General features: G+C 60.3%; 16 protein-coding genes. 7 read left to right on the top strand and 9 right to left on the bottom strand.

Annotation, left to right across the window (positions count from 1 at the left end):
• The first annotated feature begins 95 nt into the window (after positions 1-95).
• Positions 96-1,709 (top strand): reverse transcriptase domain-containing protein, encoded by a 1,614-nt coding sequence (locus CI805_RS14305; protein ID WP_260924663.1) that lies wholly within the window; start codon positions 96-98, stop codon positions 1,707-1,709.
• A 395-nt stretch (positions 1,710-2,104) separates the two neighbouring features.
• On the opposite strand, the gene CI805_RS14310 is transcribed toward CI805_RS14305, so the two are convergent.
• Both CI805_RS14310 and traA read right to left on the bottom strand, forming a co-directional pair.
• On the bottom strand, positions 2,105-2,824 hold the full coding sequence (locus CI805_RS14310) for a DUF6118 family protein (protein ID WP_260924665.1): 720 nt from the start codon (positions 2,822-2,824) through the stop codon (positions 2,105-2,107).
• Positions 2,825-2,920: 96 nt separating this feature from the next.
• Positions 2,921-5,989, bottom strand: a complete 3,069-nt coding sequence (gene traA, locus CI805_RS14315) for a Ti-type conjugative transfer relaxase TraA (RefSeq protein ID WP_260924667.1) — start codon at positions 5,987-5,989, stop codon at positions 2,921-2,923.
• Between the two features lie 174 nt (positions 5,990-6,163).
• Between traA and CI805_RS14320 the strand changes: the two genes are divergently transcribed.
• Both CI805_RS14320 and CI805_RS14325 read left to right on the top strand, forming a co-directional pair.
• Positions 6,164-6,514, top strand: coding sequence for a conjugal transfer protein TraD (locus tag CI805_RS14320; RefSeq protein ID WP_260924668.1), 351 nt, complete (start codon positions 6,164-6,166; stop codon positions 6,512-6,514).
• A gap of 16 nt (positions 6,515-6,530) precedes the next feature.
• The gene (locus CI805_RS14325) at positions 6,531-6,740 is read left to right on the top strand and encodes a conjugal transfer protein TraD (RefSeq protein WP_260924670.1); all 210 of its coding nucleotides are present in this window, start codon (positions 6,531-6,533) and stop codon (positions 6,738-6,740) included.
• A gap of 33 nt (positions 6,741-6,773) precedes the next feature.
• On the opposite strand, the gene CI805_RS14330 is transcribed toward CI805_RS14325, so the two are convergent.
• Entirely contained in the window at positions 6,774-7,721 is a 948-nt protein-coding gene (locus CI805_RS14330; RefSeq protein ID WP_260924671.1) for a nucleotidyltransferase and HEPN domain-containing protein, read from the bottom strand.
• 317 nt (positions 7,722-8,038) lie between these two features.
• On the opposite strand from CI805_RS14330, the gene CI805_RS14335 reads away from it, so the two are divergent.
• The gene (locus CI805_RS14335; protein WP_260924673.1) at positions 8,039-8,254 is read left to right on the top strand and encodes a helix-turn-helix transcriptional regulator; all 216 of its coding nucleotides are present in this window, start codon (positions 8,039-8,041) and stop codon (positions 8,252-8,254) included.
• A gap of 71 nt (positions 8,255-8,325) precedes the next feature.
• Here CI805_RS14335 and CI805_RS14340 read toward each other — a convergent pair whose 3' ends face one another.
• Together CI805_RS14340 and CI805_RS14345 are read right to left on the bottom strand one after the other, a co-directional pair.
• Positions 8,326-8,607 carry an RNA polymerase sigma factor gene (locus tag CI805_RS14340; protein WP_260924675.1) on the bottom strand — a complete coding sequence of 94 codons (282 nt, stop codon included), beginning with the start codon at positions 8,605-8,607 and terminating at the stop codon, positions 8,326-8,328.
• Complete coding sequence (locus CI805_RS14345; RefSeq protein WP_260924683.1) at positions 8,607-9,494, bottom strand: ArdC family protein; 888 nt, start codon at positions 9,492-9,494, stop codon at positions 8,607-8,609. The genes CI805_RS14340 and CI805_RS14345 overlap by 1 nt, the downstream gene beginning before the upstream one ends.
• 1,101 nt (positions 9,495-10,595) lie before the next feature.
• On the opposite strand from CI805_RS14345, the gene CI805_RS14350 reads away from it, so the two are divergent.
• The 3 genes from CI805_RS14350 (at position 10,596) to CI805_RS14360 (ending at position 14,555) form a co-directional block, all read left to right on the top strand.
• The gene (locus tag CI805_RS14350; protein ID WP_260924685.1) at positions 10,596-11,231 is read left to right on the top strand and encodes an outer membrane protein; all 636 of its coding nucleotides are present in this window, start codon (positions 10,596-10,598) and stop codon (positions 11,229-11,231) included.
• A gap of 218 nt (positions 11,232-11,449) precedes the next feature.
• Complete coding sequence (locus tag CI805_RS14355) at positions 11,450-11,626, top strand: hypothetical protein (RefSeq protein ID WP_260924686.1); 177 nt, start codon at positions 11,450-11,452, stop codon at positions 11,624-11,626.
• A 1,375-nt stretch (positions 11,627-13,001) separates the two neighbouring features.
• Positions 13,002-14,555 (top strand): polysaccharide lyase family 7 protein, encoded by a 1,554-nt coding sequence (locus CI805_RS14360; RefSeq protein WP_260924688.1) that lies wholly within the window; start codon positions 13,002-13,004, stop codon positions 14,553-14,555.
• A gap of 183 nt (positions 14,556-14,738) precedes the next feature.
• Here the strand turns inward: CI805_RS14360 and CI805_RS14365 are convergent, their stop codons facing one another.
• Genes CI805_RS14365 through CI805_RS14380 form a run of 4 tightly spaced genes read right to left on the bottom strand, consistent with a single transcriptional unit; the run spans position 14,739 to position 18,557 of the window.
• Positions 14,739-16,238, bottom strand: coding sequence for a phosphomannomutase (locus CI805_RS14365; RefSeq protein ID WP_260924690.1), 1,500 nt, complete (start codon positions 16,236-16,238; stop codon positions 14,739-14,741).
• Between the two features lie 50 nt (positions 16,239-16,288).
• Positions 16,289-16,495 carry a hypothetical protein gene (locus CI805_RS14370; protein ID WP_260924692.1) on the bottom strand — a complete coding sequence of 69 codons (207 nt, stop codon included), beginning with the start codon at positions 16,493-16,495 and terminating at the stop codon, positions 16,289-16,291.
• 59 nt (positions 16,496-16,554) lie between these two features.
• A complete protein-coding gene (locus tag CI805_RS14375) occupies positions 16,555-17,577 on the bottom strand; it encodes a hypothetical protein (protein WP_260924702.1) in 1,023 nt (340 codons plus the stop codon).
• Positions 17,578-17,597: 20 nt separating this feature from the next.
• Positions 17,598-18,557, bottom strand: a complete 960-nt coding sequence (locus tag CI805_RS14380) for a hypothetical protein (protein ID WP_260924704.1) — start codon at positions 18,555-18,557, stop codon at positions 17,598-17,600.
• Between the last annotated feature and the right edge of the window lie 45 nt (positions 18,558-18,602).

The raw sequence follows: 18,602 nt of genomic DNA on the forward strand, positions 1-18,602 counted from the left end.
CTGTAGCAACTGCGGCGTAAGAGCAAATGTCTAGACATGTCGTGCGCGCCATGACGATCGATGATTAACCGTGGCGTGATTGGAAGGGAGACCTCGTGACTAATGGCTGGCTAGGCTTCGGCATCCCTACTCCAATCCATGTACCGATACCCTCAGAGCTTTCGAGCAACACAGCGCTTCTTTCCTATCTCGGCGTCTCACCAGCAGAGATGAAGAAGATTTGGTATCACAGGGAGAAAATGTACCATTGCTTCGATGTTGCCAAGAAAAGCGGCAAGCCGAGGCTTATCAACGCTCCCGACCGGCGCCTCAAATTCCTTCAGCGCCGGATCGCTAATCTGCTCGACCAGCTGTACCCGGTTCGCAATCCGGTCCACGGCTACGTTCAAGGCAAATCGGTGAAGTCGAACGCGACTTCGCATCTGAAGCAGCGCTTTATCCTCAATCTCGACATCAGAGACTTTTTCGGTTCGATAACTGAGCAAAGAGTATTCGGGATTCTCCATGCAATTGGTGTCCCGCGCGATGCGGCGGAAACGGTCGCACGCATCTGCTGTTACAGCGGCCATCTGCCGCAAGGCGGTCCCGCCAGCCCGGTTCTCTCCAACATGGTATGCTTTCGGCTCGACCGGGCGTTGCTCAAACTTGCGAAGGACGCAAAGTGTATCTACACGCGCTATGCGGATGATATCAGCCTGTCGAGCTTGCGTCCGCTCACCGCGCTGTTCGACGGTACATTGCCCACAACAGGCCGCGTTGACCCCGAGCTTCTGTCAGCTGCGCTGCAGGCGGCCTTTGCCAGCAACGGTTTCGCGCTCAACCCTGAGAAAATTCACTACGCAGACCGGCACTCACGGCGCGTAGTGACAGGGCTAAAGGTCAACGAGGGACTGAACGTTGACCGGCGCTTCGTCCGCAATATTCGCGCGGCACTTTACGCAGTGGAGAAAGACGCAGTTGCGGCTCAAGCTCGCTATGCCGCCGACTTTGGTGGGAAGGCTGACATCAGTTCCCATCTTAAAGGAAAGATTGCGTGGCTTGGGAATGTGAAAGGTCTTGCTGATCCGGTCTATCGCGCACTCGCTCTCCGGTTCAACACCGCCTTCCCGAAGCAGGCCATCAAAGTACAACCGACCCGTCACGAACGACTGGACAGGTCTGTTTGGGTGATTGAGCATCACCTCAACGACATGGACAAATACGCGCAGGGCAGCGTGTTCTTTCTCGCGGGTGTCGGATTAGTTACAGCGGCGCATTGCGTTGCTGGGATTAAGGACGCGATCGTTCATCACCCATCGCGGCCCTCGAATAAGTTCAAGGTCTCGGTAGCGCACTATTCAAAGCACCGCGACCTTGCGATCCTGACGCATACAATTCCTGCAACCGATTTTTACGAGCTGAGCAAGAGTACGACCGCCGCCGTGACCGGCGATCCCATTGTCGCGATCGGCTATCCCGACTTCAGTCCAGCTGACAAGGTCAATTTCCGCGAAGGAACGGTCAGCTCCACGACTGTGAAGAGTTTGATCAATCTTCTCGAAGTGAACTTCAAGTTCATTCAGGGCATGTCTGGCGGTCCGGTGATCAACTCCAATGATGAGGTCGTCGGGATCGTCCACAAAGGCGGCCCGAAGGAAAAGCGCGACTTTGCGATCGTCATCAAAGAGTTTGATTCTTGGAACGCTGCCGGCCTGCCTTCAGACTATTGACGGCGGCCATTTGGTCAAAGCTGCTTTAGCAAGCTGATGGCTAAAATGGCAGCTTTCCTCATTTCGTCAGCTATGATCGGACGGTCTCTTCCCGGCCCAGGAGCCGTCAAATCGTGCCGCTCGGAATGATGTCCGGTTTCGAACTCGGACTGAAGCGACATGGACGTCGGCTATGTTGGCGCGAGCCGACACCGGTGCCGGAAGCCGGGAACGTCAGCTATCCTAAAATTGTTGTTCAGAAGCCGACCGTCGCGAAGGTCCCAGCCCTTGCCATAATACGGATCGTCACCGACGTTTCTGAAGTCATGGTTCCGAGAAGAGCAGCGAGCCAGCACGCGGCGTGGATGGGCCGCGACGCGTTCGAGCATCAATCAATCCCACACGCTGCTAGCCGCTCAATCCCTCGTCTTGGCTTTCCGATGCGTACTGCGGGCCTCGCCAGCCTTATCGGGCAACACCGGCACAGATGTTGGCGACAGTGCCGGCAGCACCCCCGGCATCGTCCTCCCCAAGGTACGCGCCGCCATCCATTCGGGCACATGCCATGAAGCGGGCAGCGAGCGCGCGACGGCGCCGGGCAGGAAAGACCACAGAACGATCCCTGCCAGCAGTCCTGCGATACCGGCTTGAACGAGGCGCAGATGCTGACGATCGGCAGCTTGCCCACGCTGGACGATGGAATTTATGGCGCCCACCGCGTTATGGATCGAGACACGCGCCGTCTCCAGCAAGCGCTCATCCTCGGCACGCGCCGCTTTGGCAGCCGTCACGATTTCCTTCGTGAGGACCGCAGGCGTCAGCTTGAGCGAGGGACTCTGCTCGATCGCTGCAAGCCGATCGCAACTGTCTTCGATCGCCTCCTTGAGCTCATCGAAATCCGCGCGGTAATCCGGGATCTTCTCGCGCGCGGCAGTGAGACCTGCCACGGCATTGTGCAGAAGGCTGAGTTCATGGCGCAGAGCCTCGAAGGCTTCTGCGGGGCTCGCGGCGGAATCAGGGGCGATGTCGGCGCCGGGGTCTGGGGATGAGGTCATGGGTGCAAGGCTATGCCTGCCGCGCACCACAGCGCCAGAGGCTGGGATGTCCGGACAGATCCTGAGAATTGCGCGCTGCACGATTCCGTCTCGGGGTGCGTCAGATTTGTCGGCATCGCGAGGAAGCAGGTGGCTCTCGTTGCGCCACGACTTGCAGATTGCAGCACGTCGGCGCCCCTACAATCCAAGCCCCCTGCCCCGTCCCAGCCCCAGGCTGCTCGCAAGGTCATCGCCCAACGAGCGCCCTGTGGTGAACACGATACCGAGCTGCTGCTTGCGTTGGGCCAGCACCGATTCCAGCTGAGGATCGCGATGGAGGTTGTGGGCAAGGTCTGCCATCACGGCCCGGGTTTCCCGGCGGGCGCTCATATGGCCTGCCACATATTGCTGCTCGCTCTTCGTCCTGAGCGCCGTCCAGTTGGCAACGAACCGGTCGGCACGCAGCTCGGGATCGGTGCGCAATTGCGTCTCCAGCTGCAGCGCGCGCACCGCCCGGTTGATCCGCCCCTGCGCCGCTTCATGAGCCAGCTCGGGCTCCTTTACATAGGCCTTCTCGGCATCGTGTGCGCCGTAGGGGCGCAGCGCCTCGAATTGGGTACGCGAGGCATCGAGTTCGGACCATTGCTCCGGGCTTGCCCGCTGCCCGGCCTCGCGGGCCTCGAAGACGGCAGCGACGGCCCGGGCATGGCGCTTCAAGGCATCGGTTCGCTCTTCACGCAACCGCTCGGCGCGCGCCTCGGCCTGCGCCCCTGCCGAGAGTTGCGGGGCAGATGCCGAGGCCGGATTGGGCTCTGGCTCCAGTGTGCGCCGCACATGATCGGGGAGCTTCAGCTCCAGACCATCGAAGCGCCCCTTGCGCGGGGGCCCGGTGTCCGGCGTCCTGGCCTCCGGTTCTCGCTTGGCTGGCGGCTCTCGCTTGGCCGGCGGCGCATGGACGGGACCTGCCTTGCCCGGATCGATGAGCGGACCACTGGGCAGCCGTAGCCCATCGAAGCGGCTGCGCGATGTACGGCCCGCCGGCTCGACCTGCCGAACGTGCGTCCCCTCCTCTGGCGTCTTGCCGTAATCCGTCGCCATGTCCTTGCCGCGATCCCGGCTGAGCGCGCGTGCTAGCCTGGTGTGATCGGCAAAGTCATCCTGCCCATAGTGCAGCTCGACCCCGTCGCGGTGCCGGGTGAGAGCCACATAGGCACCGTGACGATCGAGACCTGGCGTTGCCAGGACATGGACCCGGTCAACGGTCATGCCCTGTGCCTTGTGAAGGGTGGCGGCATAGCCGTGATCGAGCCGGTCATAGTCCTTGAGGTCGAAGGCCACCGAGGTGCCATCGTCGAGGGTCACGCCCATGGCCAATGCATTGACACTGCGCACAGTGCCGAGCGTTCCATTCTTCACCCCCAGACTGCGCTCGTTCTTCAGGAACATCACCCGGTCTCCCGTGGCAAAGTCGCGCGTGCCGCGCTCCACCTGCACGGCCACATCCTCGCCCAGATCGCCGGCCTCGCGAAGACGGGCCCGGGCCTCTCCATTCAGCGCCTGCACTTCATCATTCGTATGGGTCAGAATGATCCGGCTTGTATCCGGACTGGCCTGCCGATCGCTGTCCCAGTGATCGATGAGTTTCTGACGGGCGATCTCGCGCGAGGGCGCGGCATGGACATGGCCTGCTTCCTCGTAAGCGGCGAGCGCCTCACCGGTGCGCCCAGTGGCAAGCTGACGCGTCGCCTCGCGCTGCCAGTCCTCGACCTGGCGGCGGACCTGGGTGATCTCGATCGCGCCGTGGCGCTCGGCGATGGCACGGAAGGCCGCGCCCGCCTCGATCGCCTGGAGCTGCTGGGGATCGCCGACAAGCACGACCTTAGCGCGCCGGCGCTCGGCTTCGGCCAGCACCCGCTCCATCTGGCGGGTGCCGATCATCCCGGCCTCGTCGATGACGAGGACAGACTTGTCGCTCAGCAGTTCGCGCCCCTGGCCCCACTGGTGCTCGAGCCCGACGATGGTGCGACTGGCAATCCCCGAGCCACTCTCGAGGCTCTCGGCAGCAATGCCCGACAAGGCAATGCCGCGCACCTCGTAGCCCCCCTGCTCCCAGGCGTCCCGGGCGACGCCCAGCATCGCGCTCTTGCCGGTCCCGGCATAGCCGATGACACTCGCAAGACCCCTGGCGCCGGTCACATGCTCGAGGGCGCCGCGCTGCTCGGGCGAGAGGGCAAGCCCGCGCGTTTCGGCGCGGGTTATCGCCCGTTCAACTACGCGCTCGGGCAAGCCGTGGCGGCGCGCGGCATCGAGATGTACGGTGGCCTTGGTCAGCCGCTGCTCGGTCTCAAGCATGGCGCGTGACGTGAAGCGCTGCTCGCCGCGTCCGTCCTTGCCAAGGGCGACCAGTTCAGGCGAGGCCTTGATGACGGCCATGACCTGATCGAACTGGTCCTTGCCCTCGCTGTGGCGGTGGACGAACTTTGCCAGATCCCGCGTGGTGAAGGTCGCCTGACTGTGGGTGATCGCCTCGAGCGCGATCGTGGGTTGCGCGAGGATTTTCTCGCCGTTGGCCCTGGCGATGGCATGGTGTTCCTCGAGCCGCTCGCTCCCCAGGCCTTCGCCGGCCATGCGACCGGCGGCGGGGCCGATCTTGTGCTGGGGTTCCAGATCGATCCCCTGCGCTTCGAGCGAGCGATGATCGATGCGCGCCGCGATATCGAGTTCGGCAAGCCGCGCATTCACATGCCCGGCCCAGGCCTCGCGCCAGTGGGTGAGCAGATCAGTGCGGTTCCAGTCGCGCACCTTGGCGCCCAAGCCTTCTTCGGTGGCCTCCCGCAAGCCCAGCATCACATGGGCATGGGGCCTGGGGCTGCCATCGGCGCCGATGTCCCAATGGACATTGAGATCGGCGACCATGCCGCGCGCGACGAACTCGCGAGTGACGAAGTCGCGCGCCAGGGCAATGCCGTCGGCCTGCGTCATCTCCTGCGGGATGGCGAACTCGACTTCGCGCGCGAGCTGCGCGTCCTTGCGCTTCTCGGCGGCCTCGACGTCGTTCCACAGCCGTTCGCGATCGTGCCAGGCTTCAGGAGCGTTCTCGGGCAACAGCACTTCGCTGTGCACGACGCCACTCTTGTTGGAGAAGTCATGATCGCGATCGAGCCGCTCGTCGCGAAGGCGCGAGGCCGAGCGATAGGCTGCGGCCGCCACCGCCGAGGATCCGGTGGCGCGGGAAATGACTTTGGCCGAGAAGTGATAGATCGCCATGGCGGCGATCCATTTACGCCTCCAGCAGCACGTCGGCACGACGTATAAGCGCGCCCTCACACGATTTGCTCGCGTTCGGGATCACGCTGTTTCAGGGCGTTCCAGCGTCTTGCTGGCCTGTGAGACTCCCGATAGCTGGACTGTCCGCTTCCCTCCAGAAGAAGGACATCCCTCATGCGCAAACCGCGTGATTACGATGCCGAGCTCAAGGCGCTCGACGACAAGGCCCGGCAGCTCAAGCACCGCAAGGTCCAGCAGCTGGGCGAGCTCGTCACCGCGACCGGCGCCGATGCGCTCTCGATCGAGGAACTGGCCGGCGCCCTGCTCGCCATGGTGAGCACCACCGAGCCTGCACGACGGGAGGCATGGCGCAAGCGCGGCGCCGCCTTCTTTTCTGGTGAGCGCGCCGGGACGAGCGGCCGTCCATCCGAAGGCCCTGGCGGCGGCGCTGGCGGCGACGAGCGCGGCGCTGCGGCGCAGCCGGGCAGCGCGCCATCGTCTGCTCGCAGCGAAGGCCCGGCATGACACCCGGGCCTGGCAGGTGAAGCGGCGCGAGCGCACGCGCCAGTTGATCGAACTTGGCGGGCTTGTCGCCAAGGCCGGGCTGGTCGATCTGACCGGTGATGATCGGGCGGTGATCCTTGGCATTCTTGTCGAAGCGGCAGCGCGCTTGCGCACCGCAGAGCGCGAGACGGCGCTCGCCTTGTGGCGGCGGCGGGGCGCGCGCGCCTTTGCCGAAGACAGGGAATGACGGGCAGGCTCCGGGCCGGGCCTGCGGATGCGATCAGGAGGCGCTGTGGCCGACCGCGCGCTCGCCTGCGAGTGCTTCGAGATCGGCGATCCGCTCTGCACAGATCGCGTGCACCACGCGGCCCAGTTCCTCGACCTGCTCACCCAGCCAGGTCAGTTCCTCGGCAGTGATCTTGTAGTGCTTCGAATAGCGCGCCTTGACGTAGGCTTCCTTGAGCTTCTCGAAGGTTCCGCGCTGCCAGCGGTTGTCGCGCGGCCAGACGTGGACAAGCCGCGGATCGAGGCGCTCGGCATGTGTGCGCAGGAACGCCAGATTGTGCACGTGGGGCGTGTAGAAAGTGCTCACCAGCAGCACGCAGTGATAGAGACGCTCTGCGGCTTGATGCATTAGAAATGCAGCATCACGCAACCGGCCTTGCGATTGACTAAACTTTGCTGTCTCGAGCATCCCGCTCGCAGCTGGCATCCACTCTTCAAAATACTCCCGCGCCATGTCGAGCGCGGCCTGCGGGGTCTTGGGCTGGGGCTGGGCAAGCTCGCTGTTCTCGCTCTGGTAGAGCACGATCCCGTCGCGGGCGATGTCCATGAAGAAATAGCGACCATGGGCGAGGCCATCATTCACTTCCTGCAGGGTGTGAACGATGAAGTTGACCGGCGTGCGGATCGTCCCGGCCATCCCGTATTCGCGCATCAGCCGGTCATCGACTTTCGACCAGTACTTGACGCGATCGGTCAGCCGCTTGTCGCTGACGATGATTAGCAGATCGTAGTCCGACTGGTAGCCCTTGGCAGTATGCGGTTCATCGACCCAACCGCCGCGCGCATAGCTGCCGTAGAGAACGATCTTGGCGATGCGCCCCTTCTTCTTCCACTCGTGGGTCGAGAGCGCGAAGGCGTCCTCGAATTCCTCGAAGACGAGCTGCACCACGCGCTCGAGTTCGCGTTGCTTGTTCGCGGGAAGATGATCGAGATCGGTTTTCATGACAGGCCTTTCCAGCGACTCTGCGCATTTGCACTTCACGGCGCAAGCGCGAAGCGTCCCGGATCAGGCAAATGGCACTGCCTCGTCCCTCAAATGGAGCAGAATTTGCGCCTCCAGCGCGATCCGTGTGCGCACATCGGAAAAATATTTTTGCCTGCGCTACAGTGCGACAAGGTTCGCCATGGTCGTACAGGGTTCGCCACCGTGCGCCTGCCCCATTGGCGGGCGCTGGTCGCAGGTCTTGCGCTCGTATCGAATTGCCCCAATTCTACTCGTGGCCGGCCAGTCCCCCTCACCTTCGATGAAGGACTACGCCCATGAGTACCCCGCTTCCCGACCGTTACCTGCGCCTCCATGTCGTGCTCGACCGTACCGGGCTGTCGCGTGCGACCCTCTATCGCAAGATCCAGGAAGGCACTTTCCCAAGGCAGGTGCGCATTGCCCAGCGCTGCGCCGGATGGCGCGAGAGCGCCATCAGCGAATGGCAGCGCAACCCCGTCGGCTATCGTGCCGCTGATCACGTGCCCGGATAAACCTGCCCCTGCCAACGAAGGCGGGAGCCGCCCGGCGGGCCGGGCGGCTCCCGCTCCCTACTGCTCCTTGGCTACCATCGCCCCTGCTGCTGCCGCTCGTAGGAATCCGCAACCAGCCGCAAGGCCAGCGACAGGTGCTGCACCACCTCCTCGGTGCTCAGCCCCATGCGGGCTGCGACCTGCTCGTTGGAGAGGTCTTCGTAACAGGCCAGCCGGAAGACTTGCTGCTCGCGGGCGGGCAAGGCGTGCACGGCGCACAGCATGCGGCGCAACTGGGGATTGGTGATCCGGCGGAACCGCCAGCGCTGGCCCCATTCGCGCACCCGATGGTGCAGGATGATTGCCGCGCGCATCACTGGCCTCCTGTCGCAAAGGCCAGCAGATAATCGGCGCCCTTGCTGGCGGCGCTCGCCGCCCGGAAGATCGCCTTCTCGTCGGCCCGCAGCACCTCGAGCCATGATCCGATATAGTCGGCATGCCGTACCGTCGGCTCGATGCCGAGCGAGGCGCAGGCAAAGGCCGATGTCAGCTCGGCGATCATTTCCTCTTTGGCGTACGAGGCCGAACCGAATGCACCGCTCTGGTCACGCTCCAGCCGCCCCTTCCCTCCGGCATAATGCCCCATCTCGTGCAGGACCGTCCGGAACCAGTTGATCGGCTCGGGGAAAGCGGCCTGCGGGGGCACCTGCACATAGTCCTCGAGTGGGGAATAGAAGGCCGATGGCCCACCGATCCGGAAGTCCGCACCCGAATTGGCAATCAGGCGATCCACCTCGGCAATCGCGATCACGGGATCGGTTGGTGCAGCGCGATCCGCCAGCGTCTCGGGCAGCCCCTCGCACTGGTCGAAGTTGAACACCACGAAGCGCTTGAGAAAGGCGATCGTCCTTGCGTCACGATCCTCGCTGCGAGCCTTCTCGGCTTCTTCACGGGGCGTAAAGCGGTCGGCATAGCATACCACTGTCCCGGTCTCGCCGCGCCGGACATTACCCCCTGCCGCTGCGGCCTGCCTGTAGGTCAGCCAGCGCTGCGATGTGAACCCGCGCTCGATCCCTTCGCACCACAACAGCAGCACGTTGATGCCGGAATACAATCTGCCGGTCACGGCATTGGCAGGCATCGTCACCGGGCATCTGTCGGCATCCCATGGCTGTACCCATGGCACCCGCCCCTCTTCCAGCTGCGCGATGATCCGGTTGGTAACCTCGCCATAGAGGCTGTGGCGTTCGTCCTTGGCCATAGTGTCTCTCGCTCCTTCCTCAACCGCCATGGCCCGGCGCCAGGGTGGCGGGGGGCGGCAGGAGCGAACCGGACAGCCCCGCCGGCCAAGGCGGGGCGCACCTGCAAGGCTGCAACGCAGTGGAAGACCCGGTCCGCCCAAGCGGCCGGGTTGCGCCCCGGCGAGGCGGGGCTATCGGGTAGCGACGCCCCCGTCACCTGGAGCCGCCAGGCACAACGCCGCCGCGTGCCCTCACGCGGCGACCGCGTGGCGCACCTGCACCGCAGGCGTGCCCCCAGCGTCACGCGATCGTTGCGGCTGTGCCGACGAGACCCGAGAGGGGGCTCGGCCGAAGCGCAAGCGGCGGTAGAGCGCGGCCGGGGCCGCAAGGGCCCGGGACGCCCGGACTAAAGGCGATAGACCTAACCCGAGCGGCTGATCCCACGGCAGCGTTGACGGGGTCAGGCAATACTCCTGTCAGTCGAATACGCGCCCTTGTCGATGGCTCGAGGGCCGATTTGACGCGCCAAGGAGCCGACCGTCAGGTCTCTCTAGCCCAGCCACCCCGGCCTGCGTCGCTTCGGCTCCCTGCCGCCAAGAACGCCGCAGGCCATCGACAAACTCCAAGCCTTTGCGATCTTGGATCACGTCGGCGCCAAACCCGATACCCTTGGTATGTCAGTTTCCCATAGGTTCTGGTATGGAGCGCTAATCGAGGCCCTTACCGAAGGCATAACACTGCCTTGGCGACCACGAAGGGACAACCAAGCCAAACGCGAGGCTTCCGCAGCGAGGCGTCTGGGCAAACATTTCAACTGAGTAAGCGCAAAGCAGCGCTTTTCGCTTTGCCTTAGTTTTGCGAGCAGCGAAGCCTTTTCAATCCCAGGCAAGCGGTTACCCGCGCCTCTCCGAACGCTATGACAAGGATTTCTCAGCCAATAACCTCATCCGCGCTCGCTTTTAACAAGGTACGCGGTGAGCCTGTGCGCTAGTTGGACGAGGCAACAGAAGAAGTTGCATAACTGCAACAGATGATCCGGATCTTGGGAATCGGTTGATTTCTCTGAAACCGGCTTAGGGTCTCGCCGCTTGTCCTGCCGACAAAAAAGCAGGAGACATATCATGAAAATTCAAACTCTCGCGCTGGCGGCGACAATCGTGGCTGGCTTTGCGGCTCAGCCTGCAATGGCGCAGGACGACGCATCGACGAGCAGCGAGGCAGTAAGCTCGAACGGGACGTCGTTCCGCGGCATCCGCATCGAAGGCAACGTCGGCGGCGATCGCTTCCAGTCGGAAGGCGATCACAATGACAAGTTTGGTTATGGCGGCACCGTCGGGTTCGACGGCACCATTGGCGAGCGTGTCGTGATCGGTGCAGAGGGCAGTTACTGGAATCCGGGCAACGGCAATGAAAATTGCAAGGGTCTGAACGATGGCAACAGCATTTGCCACAAAGCGTTTCAGGAATGGGGCGCTGCGGTGCGTGCCGGCTATCTCGTCACCCCCCAACTGCTCGTATTCGGTAAGGCAGGCTACGTGAATGGTGAGCAGCGTCGCCGCATCGACGGTCCGACTGGCGACCAGCTCGTGTACGATCACTACAATGCCGATGGTTACCAGGTTGGCGGCGGCGTCGAGTACACCGTTACGCAGGGGCCGGCGCCGGTCTATATGAACGTCCAGTACGTTTACTCGAACTATCACGGCGACACGTCTCGCCAGCGCCTGATGGCCGGCGTGGGCATTCGCTTCAAGTGATCTCAGTGAGCCCGGACCTGCCGTCTTCAGCATGGTCCGGGCCGCTGGTGGCGCCGAGCCCACCTCATCGCAACTTAAATTGCTCAGCGGAAGACATTAACGACCATTTGAATTGAGCCGATAAAGGAAAGGGCGATTCGCGAATCAGCCCAAAAAAGAGTTCGATTCCGGCTTTGGGAATAGAACCCGGATAAAAATAAAACTTGATGGTTCCGTTGATGGACGAGAAATTTCCATCAAAAGAAAACATCATTATATTAGACGCTTATATCGCCAATTCGATTCCGGCTCGGCCTCCATTTTTGCCTCTCAGAGGCAAACTTCAAACTGGCGAAGTTCGCCAGAGACTGAAAAAATCCCTCATTTCTGGTAGCTTTGAAGCATTTGCTGATTGACAGCAGCTGCCTCTATTCGTGTGTGCCGTAAACGATGGGACCAAACACCTGAGACCTCCAACAATCCCGAGGCGATTCAATCCGCCACCGCACCTCATCGCTCTGATGACGATATAGCAGCCGGAGCATCGCCATTCGCAACCGCATCCCGTGCCAGTTTATCGAGTGCGGCAACTTGGTCATCCGTACCGGCCGAAGGCATCCCGACAGCCTGATCATCAATTGATGTCGCCTCCGTCGATTTAGTGCCACCTCCACACGCCGCCGCTCCAAGCAGAAGGACCGACAGCAAAGCATTTTTCCATGGAAAAGCGACGCTTCCAACGCCCGCCCCTAACGCCCCACTACTAGAACATACCATCATCTTTATTCTCCATCATAATGCAGAAATTGATGCGAACAGCTGGATATTGGCCACTCTCTTCTGATCGTCACTTATTGTGACCTCACTCTGTTCAGAAGAGAAAATTCAACAAACCAAACGCCCAACCACTCTCCTTTGCGATCCTAACAATGTTCTCCTAGCAGCGAAGCACTTCAACGTTGGTTTCGGAGCGATAGTGGGTTGACTTCCTCTAGCGAACAGACAGCCTGCACCATATCTTGAGCAATGATCAAACCGCGTTGATCTTCGGAAAGGTATATGTCGTCCTGCGCGACTACACATAGCAGCCAGGATCATGGCCACGGCGAAGCCGCGAGCATCGCTCTATTGCCTTTCGCGCCATCGATTGATTTCAATGCTCGACACGAAAGAGCAAACCGGAAATCTGCAACGTAGGGGCAGGATAAACTTGCCACCTCCAGTTTATCGTCTCCAGGAGATCACCGACTGATGAAGAACCCGCCAACTTCCGATTTCGATGCCTATGCTCACGAACCACCGGCTTACCCCAAACGGCCACCTCACGTCTTTGCAATCTGTACGGCATGCGGACACCTGGAAACACACCCAACCGACAGCTGCTCTCAATGTTGGGGGACAGCCTTTATCTGCCGGGATCTAGAAGATAGAGACGCCTCTGCCTGTCCACGGCACAGCGTAATTCCCCACAACACTCCGAATGAACTTCGCGATCGCATCGGTTTTGGATGCACCTTACTGGCGCCTCCCTAGCCACTCCACGAGAAATCCGACCCACGCCATCCACCGGATCATGCTGTGCTCCACGCCGTCAAAACCGGATCGAATCACACACATAGCCTCCGACACAAGAGCTGTGCCGTCCCGCATCAGCAATCGGACCTACGACCCGATCTTGCTCCAAAATGGAAGATCACCTGGGATAGGGATAAACACCCAACGATAAAAACAGCTTGGCGAAAGCAAGTTCCCTTCATTCTGCGGGCCTGCAAACGAATACGGGGACGCAAAATGACGACTAACAGTGATCTCTTCCACCTGAGCAAATGGTACATCACCTTGCCAATCGACAACGCCGGTGGCACCTCCGGCACCGCCAGCGAACTCAAGAGCCTCGCAGGCTACCAGTCAAAGTGGTTCTATTCGGCCTCCGATGGAGCCATGACCTTCACTGCTTCTGTAGATGGTGCCGTTTCGAAGGGTACAAAGTACGCCCGCTCCGAACTGCGTGAAAGCACCGGTTCAGATCGCGCCGCATGGACCCTCAAGCAGGGCGGCACCATGACGGGGACGCTCTCGGTCGACGGGGCACCTACACTGAAGAACGGACAGGCCGGTAAAATGGTCGTAGCCCAAATCCATGGTGCATCGGATGAACTGATCCGCCTCTACTGGGACAATGGCACGGTCTATTATAAAAATGATCTTGCCGGCGCCAAGAACACCGAACTGCGTTATGATTTCACCGATGCAGATGGGAACCGTCCTTCGGTATCAATAGGTGAAAAGTTTTCCTATGTTATCACCGCCAAGGGCGACCACATGACTGTGGGCGTCTATGCCGATGGCACGCTTTACACATCTAGCATCGACGTCAACAAAGTCTGGCAAAGTGACACACTCTATTTCAAGGCCGGGGTCTACCTCGGCGTCAACGAAACCCAGGGGACCGGCGACGGCGTAGTATCTTACTATGGTCTGGATTTCGGCCACACCGCCGGTAGCGGCCTGAACGGTCTGGTGCTCAATGACAACCAGGTCTCCAGCTCGCAACTCGCGAGCTTGACCACTCAGACCGATATGGCCGCGACCGGCACCATCAGCATCTACGGAACAACCGACGCCGAACACCTGCTCGGCACTTCCCACGACGATGCCATGCTGGGACGCGGCGGCGCGGATATTCTGGAAGGCTTCGGTGGCGATGATCGTTACTACATCACTGACGTTAACGCTCAGGTGATCGAACAGGTCAACGCCGGACGCGATCAGGTGGTCAGCACCGTATCGTTTCACCTGTTCGACAATGTCGAGGATGCCGATCTTCGTGGCGACAAGGCAATCGACGTATCCGGCAATGCCTTGAACAACTCCCTCAAAGGAAACGATGCAGCCAACATCATAAGCGGCGGCGCAGGTGACGACCAACTATATGGCGAAGGCGGCAACGATGCACTCGATGGCGGTGACGGCTCGGACAATCTGCGCGGCGGCGCCGGCAACGATACCCTGACCGGCGGTGCAGGGCGTGATCGCTTCATTTTCGATACGGCACTCGATGGAAAGAATAACGTAGATACCCTCACGGACTTTTCCAGTTTGGACAAGGACAAGTTCTACCTGTCTACGGCAATCTTCGCCAAGGCCGGGCCTGCAGGCGCGCTTCAGGCTGACGCCTTCTATGCGGGCACAGCGGCACATGATGCTTCCGATCGGATCATCTACGACCAGGCTCAAGGCAAGGTCTACTATGATGATGACGGCAACGGCAGCCACAACGCCGTCCTGTTCGCCACGGTCCAGCCCGGTCAGCACCTGACTGCTTCGGACTTCTATATGCTCTGATCGATTACCATCCGGCTGCGGACGGTGGGATTTCTCACCGTCCGCAGTATGTATTATGGTGTCCAATTTGACACTCTGAACACGAGACTGTTGGGCATTCCTAAGGTGGAGTATGTCAACACCTCAGCGGTTTGGCATGCATTTCCAGTCAAGGCCATTTCTGTAGCCACAACAGGATCGGCGTCATCCCAACAAGGTATGCAGCACCTCAAGCGTCAATCCGTTCAACCGGATGGCCTCTTTTTCCGTATCAGCCTCGGTATAACAGCGAAGCTCCGGCGCGTTACCCGATGCCCGCAAATGTATAATGCCCCCCGATGCGAATGAGATGCGCAGCCCATCGGTCAAGTCGATCTCTGTCGCGCACCCTGCGAAATCAGAGAAGACACCATCAATCGCCGACAACCTTTCCAAATCGCTCACCCCATCCAGAAGCCGGGAAAACAAGGCCTGACTTCTTGATGGCGGCACGTTCTCGATCCGGTCCGAATACGTCACACGAAGGGGAAGTGTTCCCACCAGTTCGCTCAGTGGAGCGCCTTTTGCTGCTACTAGAGCAGCAACTATCGGCAAAACCGCATCACGCGTCGGCAGAGCAGTCAGCACCTTCCTTCCGGCTCGAACTGCTGTCTGCAGCAGGAAGCCTCCATTGGCTTCATAACCGCATACCATTCCCGCCCCGACATTCCCTGCATTCTGCATTTCCGCGATCACATAAGGTGATCCAATCTTCGTCCGCTCACATCTGACGAATTGCCCTGAACGCTCCAGCGCCGTGTTACTGGACACAGGCGTAACCACCGTTTCAGCCTTCAATTGCAGCGCACACAAGATGCCCAGCACATCACCGCGCAACCATATGCCGTTCTCGTCGGCAAGCAGCGGGCGGTCGGAATCGCCATCGGTAGAAGCAATGGCATCGAACCCCTGCGCTTCAGACCACTGTGCAGCCAGCACCTTATCCTCAGGACGAACCGCCTCGGTATCGACAGGCACGAACGTTTCCGCACGGCCAAGCGGCGTAACCCGCGCGCCCAGTTCTTCAAAAATCCGGACGAGCATGTCACGCCCCACCGCAGAATGCTGATAGACACCAATCCGGCGCCCTTTTAACGCGTCCTCACCGAAGAACTCACGATAACGCGCCACATAAGCTTCGAGCACATCGACGGGCTCAGGCAAGTCAGACGGAAGCGACAGCATGCCATCGTGATCGAACCGCCCCGCCGGAAAATTGACCGACTGCCGCTTCATACCGCCCTCATCGGACTTCAACACTTCACCGATAGGTCGATAGAACTTGATGCCGTTGCGGTCCGCCGGAATATGGCTGCCCGTCACCATCAAAGATGCGATCCGCTGATCCAGGGCATAAAGCGCCATGGCCGGCGTCGGCACAAAGCCACAGAATACCGGCACGCCGCCAGCGTCAACAATCGCGGCTGCACAGGCCGCCAGAATACGGGGCGTGGAGGGGCGTAAATCGCCGGCGAGAGCGACACTGTCTCCCGCCGTGAACTCGCCGATTTCCGTCAAATAAGACAGAAAACCTTGCGTGTAGGCATAGCAAACCCGGTCTGTCATCGCTGAGACAAGACCGCGTGCACCGCTGGTTCCAAATGCCACGCCGCTCTGCTCCATGATCGCGGCGACGGTAGGTGCTATTGCTTCGATTTCAGTCATGCCGATCTCTCTAGTCTCATCTCTGAAGGCTGCATAGCACTGCCAACGCGTCAAAACTCATACGTAAGGGACACTCCAACCCGATCATCCGGCAGCCTGTCGCTTCCGGCCAGGTTCGAATTGGTATTGATATGACGGTACTCCAGCGTCACTCGATACTTCTGATTGAACCTGGCAAACGCCTGCGCGGTAACATCGAACTTGGTATCATGACGATCGCCGGTTTCACGCGGTTCGTCGTACTCGATCCACTGCATCCGCGGCCTTATGGCAAACCCGTATTCGAAATCCGGCACTCCCCATCGGCCATCGTACCCTAAGCGAATGGAATACCGTTTCGAATCATACGCGTTGTCATCCAGATTGCGGATTTGGAAGCCGACCTCGGGATAACCCGCGAATGGCCACCAACCCCAATCGCGGCTCCTACGGCGATGTCATAGTAATCCCCATCCAGGCCAGTTCGCGTGTCATTATTGTGTAGCGCGCTCAGATCCACTTGCCCGGTCACGGTATCGGAAAATTTGCGCTCTACACCCACATCGAGCCCGTAATAGTCGCGTAGAAAATTGCCACCTCGCTGCTCCCAGTTGAACCGACCTGCCACCGACAACAGCAGGCGCTGATCCGGCAGATTGAACACGGGCCCTGTAGCGACGCCTGCCATGGTCCTATCAAGATTGGTGAGATCAAACTGGACTGTACGCGTCGCATCAAGATCGGTTCGCCAATAGTCGTAATTGCTGTTCAATCGTGCCGTGTGCGTCAGATGCCCCCGCAATTCGAGAACACCATCGTCGAATTTCCGATCAATCGGATATCCAGTGTCATTCTGGTCCGTCCGTAATTCACTAACAAGAGTTGGGGCGTTGGTGTCGTAGTAAGTGCCCATCGAGATACGACCATGCAGCGTCTGCGCAGGCGTATCAGCATCCAACTGCGCCTGAAGGTTTGCCGTACGGTGAGTGATACCATCGTCGTCCAGCGCGGCGGCCGGTGAGGCAAGAAGCGATCGCGCATCGTCATAATAGCCCTCGCGCCGGAGCGTATCGGCCAATGTCAACCGCACATTATCCTGGACTTTCGGCGAGACAGGCGGGCTCGTATGCTGCAAATCGCGCATACCTGCGATAGCAGAATGAGGCGACGATCCTCTGGAAATACGCAGAGCATCGAGGCGATCGCCTGCCCGCACATCGACTTCGCGCTGCCCAATACCTTCTCTTGCCGTCGATATCCGTGCTTTAGCCACCGGATCGGATGAGAACACCTTTGCCGCCATATCAAGCTCACGACGCGCCTCGGCAAATTGATGATCCCTTGCGAGACTATCGGCCAATCGTAAATGGACACGAAGAACTAGCGAAGGCGATGGTGGGGGGCCATAGCCAGAATACGGCTCAGGAAAGCACGCTGCGCTGTAGAGTCACTTGATCGCGCTGCATCCGAACCGGCATACATTTCCAGAGCATCTATATCTATTCGCTGCTGAGCCAGCCCTTGACGCCCCTGCTCGTCATCAGATGCAAGCAAGCGTGAGGCCCCGTCCACCTGGGCTCGCGCTGCAGCGAAGTTTCCGGTGTCCGCCTCCAGGTCCGCAAGCTTGAGATGCACCCGCATCAGCTTGTTCGGCGAAGGAGCCGGTATGCCCGGAGACGCCAGAAAATCTGCATAGAGCGCCTTTGCTGGCACAGGATCAGTCACGGCCAAACTGTCTGCGCGTGCAACAAGTTCATCCACCCTCAGGTTAGCACGATCCTGAAACAATCTTTGCTTCAGCCCCGCCCCTCCATCGGAAAGGCCAGCCGGGATGGCCTGCTCCGCGAGATCAAGCTCTCGATGAGCAATAGGGTAATCCCCCGATGCCGCCCTCACTTCGGAAAGGCGTTCATGCGCACGTACCCGAAAGTCGGGTGGGTAAGGACAGGGTAATTCAACCAGCCGAGAATAGTCTGCCAAAAGAGTTGTAAGCGGCGCCCCTTTTCTGCGCCTATCGTCTACAGCCTTCATCGCTGCCGATGCAGCATTTCGACTTCGTTCATATTCTGTACGGCGCAAAATATACGAGGTCTGCTGACGAATTGCCTTACTGCTTCCGGGCGCCATGCTGGAACGAACCAGGACGTCAGCCTCGTCATAATCCGAACGCGCTAGCGCGTACTGCGCAAGCCTGAGGCGCGCTCGGCGAGCCACTTGCCTCCGCTCCTCAGGCACACGCGCCAATGCACGATAGGCCGCCTCCGCTGCACCATCCTGCCCCTGCGCCCGTAAGGCATCGGCCGCTTGCAAGCGACGTTGCAGCGGATCTTTGGAAGTCACGACCGCCCGGTTCCCGACACGACCAGCCACATTGGCAGCCTTTGG

The sequence above is a fragment of the Novosphingobium sp. 9 genome (assembly GCF_025340265.1).
Taxonomy (GTDB): domain Bacteria; phylum Pseudomonadota; class Alphaproteobacteria; order Sphingomonadales; family Sphingomonadaceae; genus Novosphingobium.